Annotated in this window: 13 protein-coding genes; 2 read left to right on the plus strand and 11 right to left on the minus strand. The window is 72.4% G+C overall.

Annotated features, from left to right (window positions below):
* Positions 1–25 precede the first annotated feature (25 nt).
* Genes YIM_RS00555 through YIM_RS00580 form a run of 6 tightly spaced genes read right to left on the minus strand, consistent with a single transcriptional unit; the run spans position 26 to position 7619 of the window.
* Positions 26–1792 carry a glycosyltransferase family A protein gene (locus tag YIM_RS00555; RefSeq protein ID WP_153028464.1) on the minus strand — a complete coding sequence of 589 codons (1767 nt, stop codon included), beginning with the start codon at positions 1790–1792 and terminating at the stop codon, positions 26–28.
* Positions 1792–2361, minus strand: coding sequence for a hypothetical protein (locus YIM_RS00560; RefSeq protein ID WP_153028465.1), 570 nt, complete (start codon positions 2359–2361; stop codon positions 1792–1794). The genes YIM_RS00555 and YIM_RS00560 overlap by 1 nt, the downstream gene beginning before the upstream one ends.
* Positions 2354–3961, minus strand: coding sequence for a glycosyltransferase family 4 protein (locus YIM_RS00565; RefSeq protein ID WP_228004481.1), 1608 nt, complete (start codon positions 3959–3961; stop codon positions 2354–2356). Before YIM_RS00565 ends, YIM_RS00560 begins: the two co-directional genes overlap by 8 nt.
* Positions 3958–4722, minus strand: a complete 765-nt coding sequence (locus tag YIM_RS00570; protein ID WP_153028466.1) for a trans-aconitate 2-methyltransferase — start codon at positions 4720–4722, stop codon at positions 3958–3960. Before YIM_RS00570 ends, YIM_RS00565 begins: the two co-directional genes overlap by 4 nt.
* A complete protein-coding gene (locus YIM_RS00575; RefSeq protein ID WP_153028467.1) occupies positions 4719–6242 on the minus strand; it encodes a class I SAM-dependent methyltransferase in 1524 nt (507 codons plus the stop codon). Before YIM_RS00575 ends, YIM_RS00570 begins: the two co-directional genes overlap by 4 nt.
* Positions 6243–7619, minus strand: a complete 1377-nt coding sequence (locus YIM_RS00580) for a flagellar basal body-associated protein FliL (RefSeq protein ID WP_153028468.1) — start codon at positions 7617–7619, stop codon at positions 6243–6245. It lies immediately after the preceding gene.
* 205 nt (positions 7620–7824) lie between these two features.
* Here YIM_RS00580 and YIM_RS00585 point away from each other — a divergent pair, with 205 nt between their 5' ends.
* Positions 7825–9471, plus strand: a complete 1647-nt coding sequence (locus YIM_RS00585; protein ID WP_153028469.1) for a hypothetical protein — start codon at positions 7825–7827, stop codon at positions 9469–9471.
* Here the strand turns inward: YIM_RS00585 and YIM_RS00590 are convergent, their stop codons facing one another.
* The 4 genes from YIM_RS00590 to YIM_RS00605 are packed head-to-tail and all read right to left on the minus strand — an operon-like array spanning position 9472 to position 13398.
* Positions 9472–10683: a hypothetical protein gene (locus YIM_RS00590; protein ID WP_153028470.1), complete on the minus strand. Its 1212-nt coding sequence runs from the start codon at positions 10681–10683 to the stop codon at positions 9472–9474.
* A 53-nt stretch (positions 10684–10736) separates the two neighbouring features.
* Positions 10737–11870, minus strand: coding sequence for an acyltransferase (locus YIM_RS00595; RefSeq protein WP_153028471.1), 1134 nt, complete (start codon positions 11868–11870; stop codon positions 10737–10739).
* Positions 11867–12754: a hypothetical protein gene (locus YIM_RS00600; protein ID WP_153028472.1), complete on the minus strand. Its 888-nt coding sequence runs from the start codon at positions 12752–12754 to the stop codon at positions 11867–11869. The genes YIM_RS00595 and YIM_RS00600 overlap by 4 nt, the downstream gene beginning before the upstream one ends.
* A complete protein-coding gene (locus YIM_RS00605; RefSeq protein WP_153028473.1) occupies positions 12751–13398 on the minus strand; it encodes a hypothetical protein in 648 nt (215 codons plus the stop codon). Before YIM_RS00605 ends, YIM_RS00600 begins: the two co-directional genes overlap by 4 nt.
* A gap of 64 nt (positions 13399–13462) precedes the next feature.
* Here YIM_RS00605 and msrA point away from each other — a divergent pair, with 64 nt between their 5' ends.
* Positions 13463–14077 carry a peptide-methionine (S)-S-oxide reductase MsrA gene (msrA, locus tag YIM_RS00610; protein WP_153028474.1) on the plus strand — a complete coding sequence of 205 codons (615 nt, stop codon included), beginning with the start codon at positions 13463–13465 and terminating at the stop codon, positions 14075–14077.
* Between the two features lie 4 nt (positions 14078–14081).
* Here the strand turns inward: msrA and YIM_RS00615 are convergent, their stop codons facing one another.
* Entirely contained in the window at positions 14082–15452 is a 1371-nt protein-coding gene (locus YIM_RS00615) for a M28 family peptidase (protein WP_153028475.1), read from the minus strand.
* Positions 15453–15500 lie beyond the last annotated feature (48 nt).

Here is a 15500-nt window from a genome sequence, read left to right on the forward strand (position 1 = left end):
CCTCACCCGATCGGCGGCCTGGGTTTTAGCCGGCCTGGATGGCCGCCCACACGCGGTGCGGGTCGAGGTCGACCGGGCGCGGGGCCGGGTCCGGTCGCATCCGGCGCAGCAGCACCTGCTGCACCAGCGTGCTCCGATGCCCACCGTCGGCCACACCGCGCCAGAAGACGTGGTCCTCCAGCTCGTCGAACAGCGGGTCCTCGGTCCACCCGCCCAGGGTGTCCACCACCGAGCGGTGCACCAGGTAACCGCAGCCCAGGTACGGCAGCCGCCGGAGCCGTCTGGCCTCGGCGGGCAGGGCGGCCACCAGGCCGTCGACCGGGTCGCCGATCAGGCAGTGCGCCACGTCCGTGCCCGCTTCGAGCAGGCGTTCCAGCAACACCGGCGAAGCACGCAGACCAGCGTCCAGCACCAGCAGCCACGGCGCGTCCGACCGCTCCAGCAGCGCGTTCCGCGTGTACCCGCGCCCGAGCGCGAACTCCTGCTCCAGCACGTCGTACGGCCGCACCGCCGAACTCGTCAGCGCACCGTCCTCGCCGACCAGGATCCGCCGCGGCAGCACCGTGCCGTTGAGCAGGTCACCGGCCAGTTCCACCGGGTCCGGCTCGCCGGGCCGACGCACCAGCAGCACATCGACCGGCGCCCGCGAAGCCTCCGGGAAAACCGTCGTGCCCGAGATCCACCGCCGCGTCGCCGCCCGTCGCGCGTACCGGATCCGGTCGACCGCCATCGCGCACGCCGAAGCGTCCGACTCGCCGGACGGTCCCTCCGGACCCGGCGCGAACCGGACGTCCCACGCCGGGGTCTCCACCGACAGCGACTCGGCCGCCGACCGCGAACCGACCGCGAGCCGGGTCAGCGGCGTCTCGACCAGTTCCGAACTGCCGGTGACCAGCCCGGAAGCCAGTTCCATCAGCATCTTCGCCGAGCCCGGCAGGTCCAGCTTGTTCCGCACGAAGTCGTACCCGGCCAGGCGCAGGTCCCGCTCGCGCGCGGGCTGCGAGGCCAGCGCCGCCGCCGCGGCACCGAGCGCCTCGGGCCGCGCGACCACCAGGTGCTCACCCGGCACCAGCGGATCCAGGTCCGCCGACGGCTCGGTCAGCACCACGCACCCGTTGCACAACGCCTCGAGCACCCGCACCCACTCCAGCGCGACCGTGGTGCCGCGGTGCAGGTTGATCAGCATCCGCGAGTTCGCCAGGTGCTCGTGCTTCGACGAGCCCGGCAGGAAGTCGACCCGCGGCGGGCCCATCATCTCGTGCGGTGGCACCAGCAGCCGCGAGCGCACGCCCTCCAGGTCACGCCAGTACGACGCGATCAGCCGCGACCGCCGCCGCTCCTCGGTACCCAGATAGGTGACGTCCACCTCGCGCGGGCTGTCCGGGTCACCGCCCCAGCGGTCCCACAGCGGGGTGTAACCGAGCTGGAAGTGCTCGACGCGATTGCCCTGCCGCCGCAGTTCCTCGGTGGAGTCGAGATTGATGTCCACCCCGCACGCCAGCTTCGGCAGGTACTTCGCGGTCCGCTCGAACGACAGCGTGCCCGGGTGCTCCACGCAGAACCCGATCGTGCGGGCCAGCTGCTCCGGGGTGGGCCGGAGGTGTTCCGGGGTGAGGATGAAGTACTCGTGCGGCACGGTCACGTAGACGGTGTCCGCGCGTGGCTCCGGGAACCGGCCGGCCGCGGTCCGCGCGCGGCCACCGGCCCGGCGGACGGCGTCGGCGACCACGTCGAGCAGCTCGTCGATGAAAACCGAGCCGCCGATCCCCGAAACGAAGCAGAGGTCCGCCATCAGCGCGCGGTCCGCTTCCGCACGGCTCGCAGCGGCGCGGTGACCCGCCAGCTGATCGTGGACCTGGTCGCCTCCAGCTCGTTCGACAGCTCCGCGACCTCGGCCGCCAGCTGGGCCGCGCGCTCGTCGGACTCCGGACCGCCCGGCGCGCGACGGACCGGCATCGGCTGCCCGGCCAGGCTCAGCTCGGCGTCGAGCAGGGTCAGGCGCAGCCTGTCGCGTTCACCGCGGGCGGCGGCCAGCTCGGCGCGCAGGGTGTCCCGCTCGGCCCTGGCGGCGATGGTCTCCTGGCGCTGGGCCTCGGCTTCGGCGGCCCGCTCGCGCGCCTCGGCCTCCGCCTCCTCGGCACGGCGGGTGAGCGAAGCGAGGTGCTCCTCGGACCGCTCGCCGTCCAGGGTTTCGGCCAGCTCGTCGCGTTCGGCGGTCGCCTCGGCCAGCTTCGCCTCGGCTTCGGCCAGCTCGTTCCGCAGGCGCTCGCGTTCGGCGGTGTACACCTCGCGCTCGGCCCGCAGCCGGGTCAGCTCGGCGCGCACCGGTCCGGGCAGCGTGCTGAATTCACGGTCAGTCATCATCAGTCCCCAAGGATTCCAGCACCTGCGAGTACTCCGCGGCATAACCCGCGGGATCGAGCCAGCCGGACAGCTCGGCGAAGGCGGCCGCGGCGATCTCGGCCCGCTCCCGCGCCGGGGTTTCCAGCGCCCGGAGCAGGGCCACGGCCAGCGCGTCCACGTCGTTCGGCTCGAACAGCCAGCCGGTGCGGCCGTCGGCGACGATCTCGCGCGCGCCGAACACGTCGCTGGCCACCACCGGCAGCCCGACGCACACGGCCTCCAGGATCGAGCGCGGCAGCGACTCCAGGTCCGAGCTGTTCACGAAGAGGTCCGCGGCCTGGAACCACGGCACCGGGTCGCGCTGCACCTCGACCAGGTTCACCCAGTCGCCGAGACCCATCCGGCGCACCAGCTCCGCGGTGGCCAGCCCGTACTGCGAGTCGTGGTAACCGACCACGGTCAGCAGCACTTCGGGGTGCCGCCGCCGGACGCGGTCCATCGCCGCGATCAGCCCGGCCTGGCCCTTGCGCGGCTCCATGATCCCGACGTTCAGCACCACCAGCGCGTCCGGCGGCAGGCCGAGCCGCTCGCGTGCCTCGTGCCGCACCCGGCCGCTGGTCCGCCCGTCGAAGCGCACCATCGGCGAGCCGTAGCGAATGGTCCGGCCGCGGTGGGCCGGGCTGTACCGCTCGTACATCTCGCGGGTCGCGTCGGCGACGAAGGTCAGCTGGTCGGCCTCGGCGAACAACTGCTCCCAGCGGGCCCGCACGGTCGGGTTCATGCCCGCCCGCCAGGTCTCGTAGGCGAAGGTGCCCAGCGGGAAGCTCTCGTGCACGGCCCAGGTCACCGGCAGCCCGGCGCGCTGGGCCGCGTCGACGCCGGGGAACGCGGTGATCGTGTTGACCAGCGCGACGCTCGCGCCGGAGGTCTTCGCGATCAGGGCCAGCTCGGTGACGTGGCCCTCGTAGGCGGCGACGGTGTCCACTTGGTACGGACGGGTCAGGTGCACGTCGATGCCGAGGTCGGCGCAGTCCTGCCGCAGCGGCCCGTCCACCGGCGTGACCACGGTGACCCGCCAGCCGTGCTGCTTGACCAGCCCGTTCAGCAGTTCCTGCAACCACAGCTGGCCGCCGCCGAGGTTCAGCCCGTGCGAGAAGACCAGCACGTGGCGCGGATCGGCCTCGGCGCGCACCTGGGTGAGCAGGCTGCCCGAGCGCGTGCGCAGCGCGGCCGCGAGCTGCTCGTCGTCGGTGTCGCGCGCGGGATTGCGGACCGTGCAGTAGCGCGCGGGCGAGGTCCACTCGCCGGCTTCGTGGTGGCGCAGCCGGACCCGCAGCGAGACCCGGTGCTCGGCGCCGGGCGGCAGGTCCAGCGCCACGCGCGCCTCGAACCCGCAGGTGCCCGCTTCGCCGTAGGCCGGGAAACCGGCGGCCACGTCGGCACGTGGGATGCGGATGCGCGCGCTGACCGGTGCCGCGCCGTCGACCAGCACCTCGGCGAAGCTCGGCGCGAACCCGTCCATCAGCGCCCAGCCGCTGACCGGCAGCACGTCGCCCGGCACCACGAACTCGGCCGGTGGGTGGTCGAGTTCGAAGTGGACTCTGGGACCGTCGCTCACAGGTCCGCCTTCAACGTCGCGTTGGCGTCCTTGACCAGCACCATCACGTCCTGGTGGCGGTCCCACGCGGCCTCGTCGTAACCGGCCAGGCGCAGGTCGGGCGCCTCGATCGCGCGCTGCACCGCCCAGCCGGGCGAGCTGAGCGAGATGCCGTAGCCGTCGTAACCGACGTAGTCGTTGTAGCCGAAACCGCAGGCCTTGTACGCGGCGAGCACGCGGTCGGTGGCGCGCGCGTCCAGCCCGTAGTTGTGGCCCGCCTCGGCGCGCATCGCCATCCGGCGGCCGTGCGTGGTGACCACCGCGACGCCGCCGGGGGCCAGCGCGCGCGAGAAGTAACGCAGCAGCGGACCCCAGTTCGGGGCGTCGAGATGGGTGAACACCGAACCGCACCAGATCAGGTCCACGTCGGTGACCTGCTCGATGTGGTCGGGGTCCGGGGCGCCGGTGATCGCCCGCGCGCCGAACGCCTCGGCGCAGCTGGCCAGCGCGGCCGGGTCCATGTCGCACGCGATCAGCTCGGTCGACGGGAAGGCGGCGCGCAGCGCGCGCAGCACCCGGCCGTAACCGCAGCCGAAGTCCAGCAGCCGCTTGGGTTCCGGCCGCCCGGTGACCTGCAGTGCGGCGAGCACCGCGCGCAGCGCGTCCTTGGCCACGCTGAAGTAGTGCTCGGTGCTGCCGGCGAACATGCTGTCGCCGTCGGCGATCGTGGTGTTCACGCCCGCCATCACCCGCGCGACGGTCTCGTCCAGCGTTTCGCTCATCCATCCACCCCTGGTAGTTCGTCCCGCACGGCGACGGCTTCGGCGAGCCGTCCGTGCCAAGCCGCCCGTATTGTGCTCTCCGTGTCCTGCGTCGGGATGCCCCCGTGCACCCCGATGGCCTGGAACCGGGCTTCCCGGTCGACCGCTTCGTCCACGTAGTCCGGTGTCACGCCGAGCAAGGCGCCGAGCCACGCGGCCAGATCGCGCACCGTGCTCGACGGGCCCGCGCCCGGCCACGCCAGCCCGGCGAGCCGTTCGGCGGTGAGCAGCAGGCCGCGCGCCACCACGGTGTCCGGGTCCGCCTCGGCGAAGCGCCATTCCAGGTCGATCGGCCGCAGTTCACCGTCGCCGGTGACCACGATGTTGTGCGGCAGCAGGTCCCACAGCGCCGGCCCGAGCGAGGCCGCGTGTTCGTGGACCAGACCACGCCAGGCGGTCAGCAGTTCCTCCGCCAGCCACGGCTGTTCCGCGAGCACACCGACCATGGTGGGGCCGTCGTGGATCGGATCGGTCCACGCCTGCACCGAAACCGGGCCGTCGCCGGTCGGCGCGAGCAGTGGTTCGCGCCGGACCTCGTGCCTGGTCACCTCCGCGCCGGTGCACCACCGTGCCGCGCGATCGGTGTTGAAGTACTTCGCCAGCCTGCCGTCCGGCCACAGCGGGGACACGCCGGAAACCGTGGCCAGCACGAGGAACGCGTTCGCGGCGTCCTCGGCGTGGCCCGCTCCGACCAGCTGCGCCCACACCTTCGCCTCGTCGACCGGACGCGGGGCGTCGACCCCTTCGTCGGGACTGGGCAGGCGTGGCAGTTCGATCGCCAGCCGCGGGTGCGCGGTCAGCAGCTCGCGGTCGAAAACCACGCGGGTGTACCGGAAATCGGGGAAGCAGCCGAGCACGCGCGTGGTGCCGAACCCGGCCTCGCGCAGCAGTTCTTCCAGCGGGCGGCGGGCGATCAGCCGGGTGGGCCCGCCGAACGGGTGCCCCTCGATCGCGTCCCAGCGGCGGCCGGTGTGCCGATCCGGTGCCCCGGCGAGGTTCCGCACGCCGAACTGGTTCTCCGCGGCCAGGCACAGGGTGCCGCCGGGAGCCAGTCGTTCGCGCGCGGCGCGGAGAAAGGCCGTCCGCTCATCGGGGTCCAGCAGTGTTTCCAGAATTCCGACGGCGACCACGATGTCGTACTTGTCGTCGGGAACTTCGGCGAGGACCCGCACGCCGGTCAGCCCGGCGGTGCGGTCCTCGATGATCTTCGCCAGCGCGGGATCCGGCTCGACAGCGTCCACTTCGGACACCGTCTCGGCCAGGTGGCGCGTCAGTGAACCACTGCCCGCGCCCAGGTGCAGCACCTTGGCGCGGGCCGGGAGGTCCAGCGCGCGCAGCAGGTTCGCCCGGCCGCGGTCCAGATGCGGCCGTTCCGCCGGCTCGCGCGCGGCGAAGTGCAGTTCGTCGCTCAGCGCCGAGCGGTCCCCGGCGCCGGCCACGATCGCGCCGGCCAGCGCCGTGGTGAGCCGGGAACCGACCACTTAGTTGGCCGAAACGGGGAAGTTCGCCAGGGTGGCGATGACCTGGCGCTGCCAGCTACCACTCATCGCGGCCTCGGCGTCGTTCGCCGGCGAGGGCAGCGGGTCCAGCGAGACGTGCACCTGGAGCACCACGTCGTCGGAAACCCAGACCCCGTAGTAGGCGGCCTTCTTCTCGTTGACGTCCTTGTAGAACTGGACGTCCGACGGGATGTTCTCCAGCGGGTCCTTCACCGAGATGTAGCCGAGGTCGTCCATCCGGCCGGTCATCGCGGCGAGCGAGGCCTGCGCCTTCTCCGCGTCCGGCAGCCGGACCGCGGCGATGGAGAACTTGTCCGGGTACGGGCTGTTCGCGTCCGCGCCCTTGACCGAACCACGCCAGGCGGCCTCGGTGGCGCCGTTGCTGTTCAGCGCGGACACCATCTCACCGTCCATGATGGACTTCTCGCCGAGCTGGGCCAGCTCGAGCTTGCCGCTGCCGCTGTCGGCCGTGCCCGGCGGCAGCGGGATGCGCTCGATCAGCGGCGCGTTCTTGTCCACCGGCTTCGGCGAGCTCTTCGTCGGCGGGGCCGGGCTCGGCGGGCCGGGCGGCGGCGCGGTGGACTGCGCCACCGGCGGGGTCACCGGCTCGTCGTCACCGGAGAACAGCAGGATGCCGCCGGTCACCAGGCCACCGACCACCAGCAGGGCGACCAGCGCGAGCAGGGCGACCTTGCCGCCCTTGCCCTTTCCGCTGGACTCCTCGAACAGTTCCGGGCCCTGGCGGGTCCACTCCGAACTGGACGCGGGCGAAAGCGGCGGGAACTCCGAGCCACCCCAGGGCGGGCTCAGGTCGCCGTCCGGCTGGTTCCAGCCCGGCTGCGGTTGCTGCGGGGGTTGCTGCTGCGGGTGCTGCTGGACGAAGCCGCCCGAGTGCGGACCCGGCTGCTGGTAACCGGGCTGCTGGAACCCGCCGGCCGGCGAGTTCGGCTGCTGCTGCGGATAACCCGGCTGCTGGTAGTTCGGCTGCGGCGGGGCCTGGGTCTGCCAGCGCGGCGGCACCGCCTGCGTGCGGTCGGCGCCCGGATCGGCGCTCGGCACGATCTGGGTGGCCTCGGCCGCGTTCGGCTGTGGTGTGCCCTGCGGCGGGCTCACCGGCGCCACCACCTGCGTGGCGTCCGCGCCGCCCGGCTGGGGCTGCTGCGGTTGCTGCTGCTGCGGCTGGAACATGGGCTGCTGCTGCGGCGCCTGCTGCTGCGCGAACCCACCGGAAGCCGGGTTCTCGCCCGGCGAGACCGCCGAGGAGAGCACCTGATCCCGGCGTACCCGGTAGTCATCGGCGGAAAGCCGGCCCGAGGCGAGTTCCTCGTCCAGCTTGCGGAGCTCCTCCTGCCAGGACACCCTCTGGCCCCTCTCTTCCGGCGGTGCGGATCCAATTCGCGGCCGCCTGCGACTACTGGTGCGGTGACCTGCGCCATTGTGCACGCCCGGGTGACCGGCCCTCGGATCGGGCCGGACTTCCTTCGGGTGACAACCAGCGCGTAATGCCGAGCGTTCGGCGGTTGATAAGCGAGTGTATTCGGGCCGGGAGGGGGAGGACCTCGACTTGACCGTTTTCGGTGGGTGGAGTTGCGGGGCCGCGATCTGCGGCGGCACGGTCTTGGTCGCCGCGCACGGCCTGCTCTACGGTGGCTGGCTCATCGACGACGCGGCGATCACCTTCGCCTACGCGCGGAACATCGCCGACGGCGCCGGCCCGGTGCTGCAGCCCGGCGGCGACGCGGCCGAAGGCTTCTCCAACCCGTCCTGGCTGCTCATACTGGTCCTCGGGAAACTTCTCGGCCTTTTCGACACCGGCGTCCTGTTCGGCATTCCTGACTACGTGCTCTACCCGAAACTGCTCGGGCTGCTCGCCACCGCCGGTGTGCTCGCCGCGCTGTACTTCGCGGCGAAGGGGTTCACCAAGCGGCCCGCGCTGCTCACCTTCGGCGCCGGCGCACTGCTCGCACTCATCCCGTCCTACGTGATGTGGGTGGTGTCCGGCCTGGAGAACTCGCTTTACGCACTGTCGGTCAGCTGGCTGGCGGCGGTCATCCTGCGCACGCTGCCGGGCAACGACCTCGCCCGCATCTCGATCGCGGTGGCCGCCGGACTGCTCGCCGCACTGGCCGCGCTGACCCGGCCGGACGGCGCGCTGTACGTGATCGCGTACCCGCTGGCGCTGCTGATGTTCGCGCGCCGGTACCGGTGGCCGGAGGCGTTGCGTGCCGGAGCGGTGTCGGTGCTGGTGTTCGCCGTGCCGTACGGCGGTTACCTGGTCTGGCGGTACCTGCGGTTCGACCGGCTGGTGCCGAACACCGCGGTCGCGAAGGGACAGGACTTCCCCGGGTTGGAGACCTTCGCGCTCGCCGGTGACCTGCTGGCGTATGCCGGGGCGTGGCTTTCGCTGGTGCTGGCGGCCGGGGTCGGGGTGCTGCTGGCGAAGGGGTCGGCGCGGCGGGACGCGCTGAGCGTGCTGCTGTTGTTCCTCGGTCTGGCGGCGGTGGTGTTCTGCGTGCTCGGCCCGGAACCTGGCGGCGAACTCCGGTTCGCCACGCCGTTCTGGCCGATCGCCGCGCTGCTCGTGGTTTTTGTCTTCGCGGAGGCGACGGCCTTCACGCGCGGGCTCCGGCGGCTGGCGGTGATCGCGGTGGTGGTGCTCGCCGCGCTGCCCACCGTGGCCGCCTTCGCCGAGTCGACCAGGAAGCACGTCGAGGCGCCGATCGTGCCCGCGTGCCTGGTCGCCGACCGGTACGGCCGCGTGTTCAACGGGTACGCCGACGTGCTCGGCATCCGCGACGGCACGCTGCTCGTGCCCGACGTCGGCGGAACCGCGCTGACCAGCAGGCTGCGCGTGGTCGACCTGGTCGGCCTGACCCACGCGCGCATTGCCGACCTCGCCGGGGCCGGTGAGCACGGCGCGCTGCGGGACTACCTGTTCGACGAGGTGAAGCCGACCTTCGTGCACTCGCACGAACCGTGGTCGCAGATCAGCGGCATCACCGCCGACGCCCGCCTCGACCGCGACTACTACCCGCTCTTCGAAGGCGGACCGAGGGGCGACTGGGTGCGCAAGGACGCCGTGCCGTCGATGGCGAAGCTCCAGGAAGCCCGCGACTACGCCGAAGTCGTTACCAACCAGGTCAATCACGACCGCCGGGCCGACCTGCGCGGCTTCTGTGGTGACCGGCTTCGGCCGGGGCAGACGCCCTGATCAGCTGGGCGGCAGCGCGGTCTCGACCTTGGCCAGCGTGCCCTTGAGCCGCTCACCCAGCGCGAACTGCTGCTTGTCGAAGCCCTGCGAAACCCAGACCGCGACGGCGAGGTTCTCCGAGGTGTACCAGGTCGCGTTCATCCGGCCGACCGTGTTCGACCCGGCCAGCGCGCTCTTTCCCGGCGGCAGCCCGAGGTTGAGCTGGGTGAACCCGGTCTCCGACGCGGCCTTGCGCAACTGCTCGGCGATGTTCTTGGCGCCTTCCGGCGAGCCCGCGGGCACCACCATCACCAGGTACCCGTCGGTGCCGTCGGAGCTGGACCGGTAGACCACCTCGCTGGCGCCGTTCTGCTTGAACATGTTCGCCGTCTCCGGCGCGTACAGCTTCAGCTCGGTGCCCTTGTCGACGGACATCGTCGAGTTGTTCGCGTTCTGCGTGCCCGGCAGCTCGGGCAGGCGCTGCTCCAGCGGCAGGTCGGCGGGCGGCGGGGGCAGCTGGCTCGACTGCGCGGGCGCCGACGCCGCGGGCGGCGGGGCCGCCGCGTTGCTCGCGGGCTCGTCCTTCGACAGCAACCACACGCCACCGGCCAGCAGCCCACCGGCGAGCAGCACCCCGACCGCGAGGAACAGCCAGGTCGAGCCGTTGCGGCGCGGGCCGTGGTCCTCCTGGTCGTAGTCATACTGCGGCGGCGGCGTGGTCCAACTGCGCTGCGCTTCGGTGGCGTAGGGCCTGGTCGGCTGGTGGGCCGCGACCGGGGAGAGCACGCTGCGCCCGCGGGCCAGCCCGCGCGGCGGCACGGCCATCGACTCGGTGGCCCGCTGGTCGGCCGGGCTCGGCGCGGTGGTCGGCCGCTCACCGGACAGCAACGCGGCCGCGTTCGGCGGCTGCTTCGGTTCCTGGTTGCCCAGCGGCAGCGTCGGCCGGTTCTCCACCACCTTCGGCGCGGGCCGCCCACCGGACACCGCGTGCGGCGGCGGCTTGGCCTGGCCGGCCGGCATCGGCTGACCGGCCACCGGGATCCGGGGCAGCACGGCGGTCTCCTGCATCGCCGGATCGTTCGACTCGCGCCGCGGCGCGGCCACCGGAGAGGTCGACCCCCCGCCCGAAGCGGCGGCCAGCAGCTCGTCGCGCATCTTGCGGTGCTGGGCCGGTGTCAGACTGCCGTCGGCCAGCTTGGCGTCGAGCAGCCGCAGCTCTTCCTGCCAGCCCATCGCATGCTCCATGGTCGGTCTGTTCAGCGGGACCAGTGTGCCCTATCGGCAGGTTACCGGTCGCTGGATCGGGTGAATTCTCGCTTGCGCTCGGCCCGCCGGGCCTCCCAGCGGCGGAAACCCCGCGCCAGGGGGCGCTCGACGAACCGGTGCAGCAGTTCCGTTGTGATGGCCAGCACAGTAAGGCCGATGCCGAGCGCGGGCCAGAAGCCCAGCGGATCGGCGAGCAGGTTCAGTGCGCCCAGAACCACCGCGAAGTGCAGCAGGTAGACCGCGTAGGTGCGGTCCGCCAGCACCTTGATCACCCGCGAGCGCGCGATCCGGCCGTTCGCCCTGGTGCACAACAGCAGGAGCAGCAGGATCAGCACCAGCGTGCGGACGTAGGCCGGGCCGTCCGGGGTACCGCTCCAGGTGGCCGCCGCGCGGGCGGCCAGCCACAGGTGCACCAGGCCGAGCGCGATCGCGGGCAGCGGGGCGAGCCGCTTGCCGCGCACCAGCATCACCAGCTGGCCGAGGAACAGCACCGGCAGGAACGAGGCGATGATCCGCAGGCTCGCCGGGCCGCCTTCGGTGGGGTTGTTGGTGAACGAAATGAGCACCGAGACCAGTGCCGCGGCGATGGCGGGCGGCAGCCACGGCCACCGCTTCAGCAGCGGGATGGTCGCCGCCGCGAGCAGGTAGAAGACCACCTGCACGGTCAGCGTCCAGGTGACCGCCAGCAGCGTGGACGCGTCCGCGACGCTGTAGTTGAGCAGGCCGAGGTTCAGCAGCAGGTCGCCGAAGTCCGGCGGGTGGTTCACGCCGAGCACGCCGGTCAGCGCCAGCACCCAGGCCAGCAGGATCGCCACCCAGAGCGCCGGGAACAGCCGGACCGCCCGGCGCGCGAGGAACTGCCCCGGCGTCTCGCGGGTGCTGACGTGCGTCACCACCACGCCGCTGATCACCAGGAACGTGCCGACGCCGACAAAACCGAGCAGTTCGTTGAGGTGCAGCGAGTCGACCACGCCGCCCTCGATCAGGTCCGCGATCCAGAACTCGCCGGCGCCGCGCATCTTCGCCCAGCCCGCGACGTGGTTGTAGAGCACCGCGACCGAGCAGATCACGCGCAGCACGTCGAGCCCGTGCATGTAGTGCGAACCGCGTGCGGGCGCGTCGGCCGGGGCGGGTCGTTCGGCGGTCTGGGTCACACCGCCTCCTTGGTGCGCTGGGTCAGCAGCCGGGACGCCCGGTGACAGCCCTCGGCGAGCAGCCCGACCCCCGCGACGGCGACCAGGATCCCGGCCGGGTGGGGGAGCAGGTCGGCCAGCGGGTGGCCGACGGCGGCGTAGAGCGGGATGAGCCACCACACCCGCTCCGCGAGCCAGCGCACCACCGGGTTCGCCGCGATCCGGTCCGCGGTGGGCCCGGCCAGCAGGAAGGCGACCGCGCCGAGCAGCATGGCGTAGGTCGCGGCCAGCGGGTACCACCAGCCGTCCAGTTCCGGCACCACCCGGTCGGCGATCGCGACCACCGCCAGCGCGGCGGCGATCAGCAGGCCGCAGGCCCAGGCGGGCAGCAGCCCGGCCCGGTTGGTGTGCAGCAGCTGACCGGCCACGAAGAGCGGGAAGAAGGCGGCCGCGGCGGACAGGTCGGGCACGAAGTCCGCGAGCGCCACGGCGTTCAGCGCGAGCACCAGCTGCGCCAGCTGACCGGTCCAGCGGTAGCGGGCCGGCAGCAGGGCGGTGCCCCTGGCCAGCAGGAAGCCGATGAGCGCGAGCACCGCCACCCAGCCGAGCGGCACCAGCCCGGCGGTCGGCGGCAGCAGGTGCGCGATCACCACCAGCGCGGCCAGCGGGTACAGCTCACCGAGTGCGCGTCCGGCCGCCGCGGCGTATCCGGCGGCGACCAGCAGCAGCATCAGCCCGAGCGGCCCGAAGTCCTCGCCGAGCCCGAGCGGCCGGGCGATCCACTCCCTGGTCACGTCGAGCAGGCCGAACCGCTGATCGTGCAGGTCGGCCCACTGCCCGAAGAGATAGCCGTACGCGGTCAGCACGGCCGCGCTCGCGGACAGCAGGGTCACCGGGGTCCTCATCGCGGCTCCCCGGCGGGAAAGGCCTTGGTCTGCTCGCCGAGCAGGGCGCCGAAAGCCTGGTCGATCTTCTCGCCGACCAGCCCGCCTTCGCCGCTGGCGTCGATGCGCAGCACATCGCGGCCGCGGACGTAGTGCGCGTGGTAGGAGACGGTCGGGGCGTCGGGCGCTTCGGTGAACCGGCGGACGGTCACCCCGGCCGGTGCCGGTTCGACGCGCCGGTGGCCACCGGCGGCGTAGATCCCGTCGAGCGCCTCCTTGGTCACCTCCGGCTCGGCGTCGTCGCGCGAGGTGAACCGGCTGAGCAGCAGGTTCACCCCGTTCTCGCGGGTCATCCGCAGATGCGCCACGGCCACTCCGGTGGCCACCAGCTCTTCGAGTTCCTCCGGACTGAACAGCTGGTAGGAGACCAGTGACGAGAGCTGGCTCGCGCGGTCGATCAGCAGGTCGCCGGGCGGCGTGACCAGCGGCAGCGGCGGCGGACCCGGACGGCGTGGTTCGGGGTCGGCCAGTTCGATCGGCTGGACGTCCCGGTCGGGGTTCGCGCCGCTGCCCCACGCCAGCCAGGCGGCCGTCGGCGGGATCGCGAGTACCACGAGGAGCGCGGCCGTGACGACCACGCTGCGTTTGCCTCCCCGGTTACCCATGGTGGCTCTCATGGTGCGTGATCAGCTCCGCGAGTGGCCCAGCCGGGGTGCGTACAGTGGTCACATGTCGCTTCCCGGCCGCACCGAACCCCTGGTCACCCCCGAATTCCACGCGGTGTTCACCGATCGCCGGATCAAGCCGCCGTTTCCCGCCGGGCTGCGCACCGCGGTGTTCGGCCTCGGCTGCTTCTGGGGCGCCGAGCGGTTGTTCTGGCAGACGTCCGGCGTGTACTCGACCGCCGTCGGCTACGCGGGCGGCGAGACCCCGAACCCGACGTACGAAGAGGTGTGCAGCGGCCTGACCGGGCACGCCGAAGTGGTGCTGGTGGTGTTCGACCCGGCCCAGGTTTCGTACGAGCAGCTGCTGAAGGTCTTCTGGGAGGGCCACGACCCGACGCAGGGCATGCGCCAGGGCAACGACGTCGGCACGCAGTACCGCTCGGCGGCCTACTACACGAACGACGCGCAGCGCGCCGAAATCGAGGCGTCGCGCGCGACCTTCCAGTCCGCCCTGACCGCGGCGGGCCACGGCGCGATCACCACCGAAGTCGCCCCGCTGGGCGAGTTCTACTACGCCGAGGACTACCACCAGCAATACCTGCACAAGGTTCCGAACGGCTACTGCGGCCTCGGCGGCACGGGTGTCTCCTGCCCGACCGGCCTCGGCGCCCAGAGCTGACCGTTCACTCCCGCCGGAGCAGGTCGTAGGCGGCGGCGCCGATGAGTTCCAGCGACACCTGCAGCCGCTCCAGGCTGACGTTGTCGGCGATGGTGTCCTCCGGCGTGTGGTAGGTCGGTTCCAGCGCGGCCGGGCCCGACTCCCCGCGCCAGCTGAAGTTGCCCGAGGCGATGCCCCGCTCGAAGAACGGCACGTGGTCGCTGGAGCCGCGGGCCACCGGGCCCTGCACGCGCGGGTCGTAGCCGAGGCGTTCCGCCGCCGCGCCGACGGCCTGGGTGACCGCGTTGTCGGCGCCGTCCACCGAGAGCAGCCAGTAGACCGTCGCCGGGTCGTAGCTGGTGGCGACCATGTCGTTCTGGAAGCACCCGGCGATCCGCTTCGCCTCGGCGTCGGGCAGGTTGTTGACGTAGTACCGGCTGCCGATCAGGCCGTACTCCTCGGAACCCCACAGCGCGAAGCGCACCGCCTTGCGCGTGGGCAGGTAGCGCAGCACGCGGGCGAGTTCCAGGCACAGCACGGTGCCGCTGCCGTCGTCGTTCGCGCCGGGGGAGCCGGGCACGCTGTCGTAGTGCGCGCTGACCATGACCACGCCCTGGTCCGCGCTCGGCACGGTGGCCGGGCGCTCGGCGATCACGTTGTACGAGGTCAGGTTCGTGTAGTGGTCCGATGACAGCTCGAGCTGGGCGTTGCCGGACTTGAGCCGGTCGCGCAGCTTCTCCGCCTGCACCTGGGCCAGCCCGAGCACCGGGATCTGCACCGGGGTCGGAATGGTCGGGGAGAACGCAGACAGCTTGCGGTCGGCGGTCGCGCTCAGACGCCCGATCAGCACCGCGGCCGCGCCGCGCTCGGCGGCGAGCTGGTAGGCGGTGGCGTTGTTGGTGACGCCCGCGTAGAAGACGATCTTGCCGGTCACGTCGGCGGGGAAGCTCTCCGCCGCGCCGCTGCCGACGTCGACCACTTCGCCGGAGAAGGTGGCGTTCTGCGCGCCCTGCGGGGACGAACCCGTCTGCCAGGTCTCGCCGCCGATCCGGATCTGCCCGAGGAACTTGTCCGCGACCGGGAACGGCTGCACGGTCACCTGGTAGCGCAGCTTCCGCAGCGTGCTGGCGATGTGGTCGCGGGCCTTCAGTTCACCGGCGGTCCCGGCGATGCGCGGGCCGATGTCGTCGCTCAGCACCTTGAGGTGTTCGAGCGCGCGCTGCGCCCGGACCCTGGCGACCACCGGGTAGTCGCCGAAGGCCAGGTCCGGCTTGGCGGCCGCGCCGGGGCGCTGCCTGCCCGCCGCCGCGGCGGTCGCGGGGTTCAGCCCGATGGCCGCGGCGCCGGCGAGCGCGACCGCGCCCGTCATCACGTCACGACGTCGAATCCCAGCCATCAGTGCCCCCATCGGTCGGATGTTTCCCCAGCGTTGGCCGAACCTTAT

The sequence above is a fragment of the Amycolatopsis sp. YIM 10 genome, assembly GCF_009429145.1.
Classification (GTDB): Bacteria; Actinomycetota; Actinomycetes; order Mycobacteriales; family Pseudonocardiaceae; genus Amycolatopsis.

What these genes read in the sequence shown, in the direction of transcription:
- YIM_RS00570 (WP_153028466.1), bottom strand. Translation starts at nt 4,722, where the DNA reads ATGAGCGAAACGCTGGACGAGACCGTCGCGCGGGTGATGGCGGGCGTG.
- YIM_RS00555 (WP_153028464.1), bottom strand. Translation starts at nt 1,792, where the DNA reads ATGGCGGACCTCTGCTTCGTTTCGGGGATCGGCGGCTCGGTTTTCATC.
- YIM_RS00600 (WP_153028472.1), bottom strand. Translation starts at nt 12,754, where the DNA reads ATGAGGACCCCGGTGACCCTGCTGTCCGCGAGCGCGGCCGTGCTGACC.
- YIM_RS00615 (WP_153028475.1), bottom strand. Translation starts at nt 15,452, where the DNA reads ATGGCTGGGATTCGACGTCGTGACGTGATGACGGGCGCGGTCGCGCTC.
- YIM_RS00605 (WP_153028473.1), bottom strand. Translation starts at nt 13,398, where the DNA reads ATGGGTAACCGGGGAGGCAAACGCAGCGTGGTCGTCACGGCCGCGCTC.
- YIM_RS00560 (WP_153028465.1), bottom strand. Translation starts at nt 2,361, where the DNA reads ATGACTGACCGTGAATTCAGCACGCTGCCCGGACCGGTGCGCGCCGAG.
- msrA (WP_153028474.1), top strand. Translation starts at nt 13,463, where the DNA reads ATGTCGCTTCCCGGCCGCACCGAACCCCTGGTCACCCCCGAATTCCAC.
- YIM_RS00590 (WP_153028470.1), bottom strand. Translation starts at nt 10,683, where the DNA reads ATGGGCTGGCAGGAAGAGCTGCGGCTGCTCGACGCCAAGCTGGCCGAC.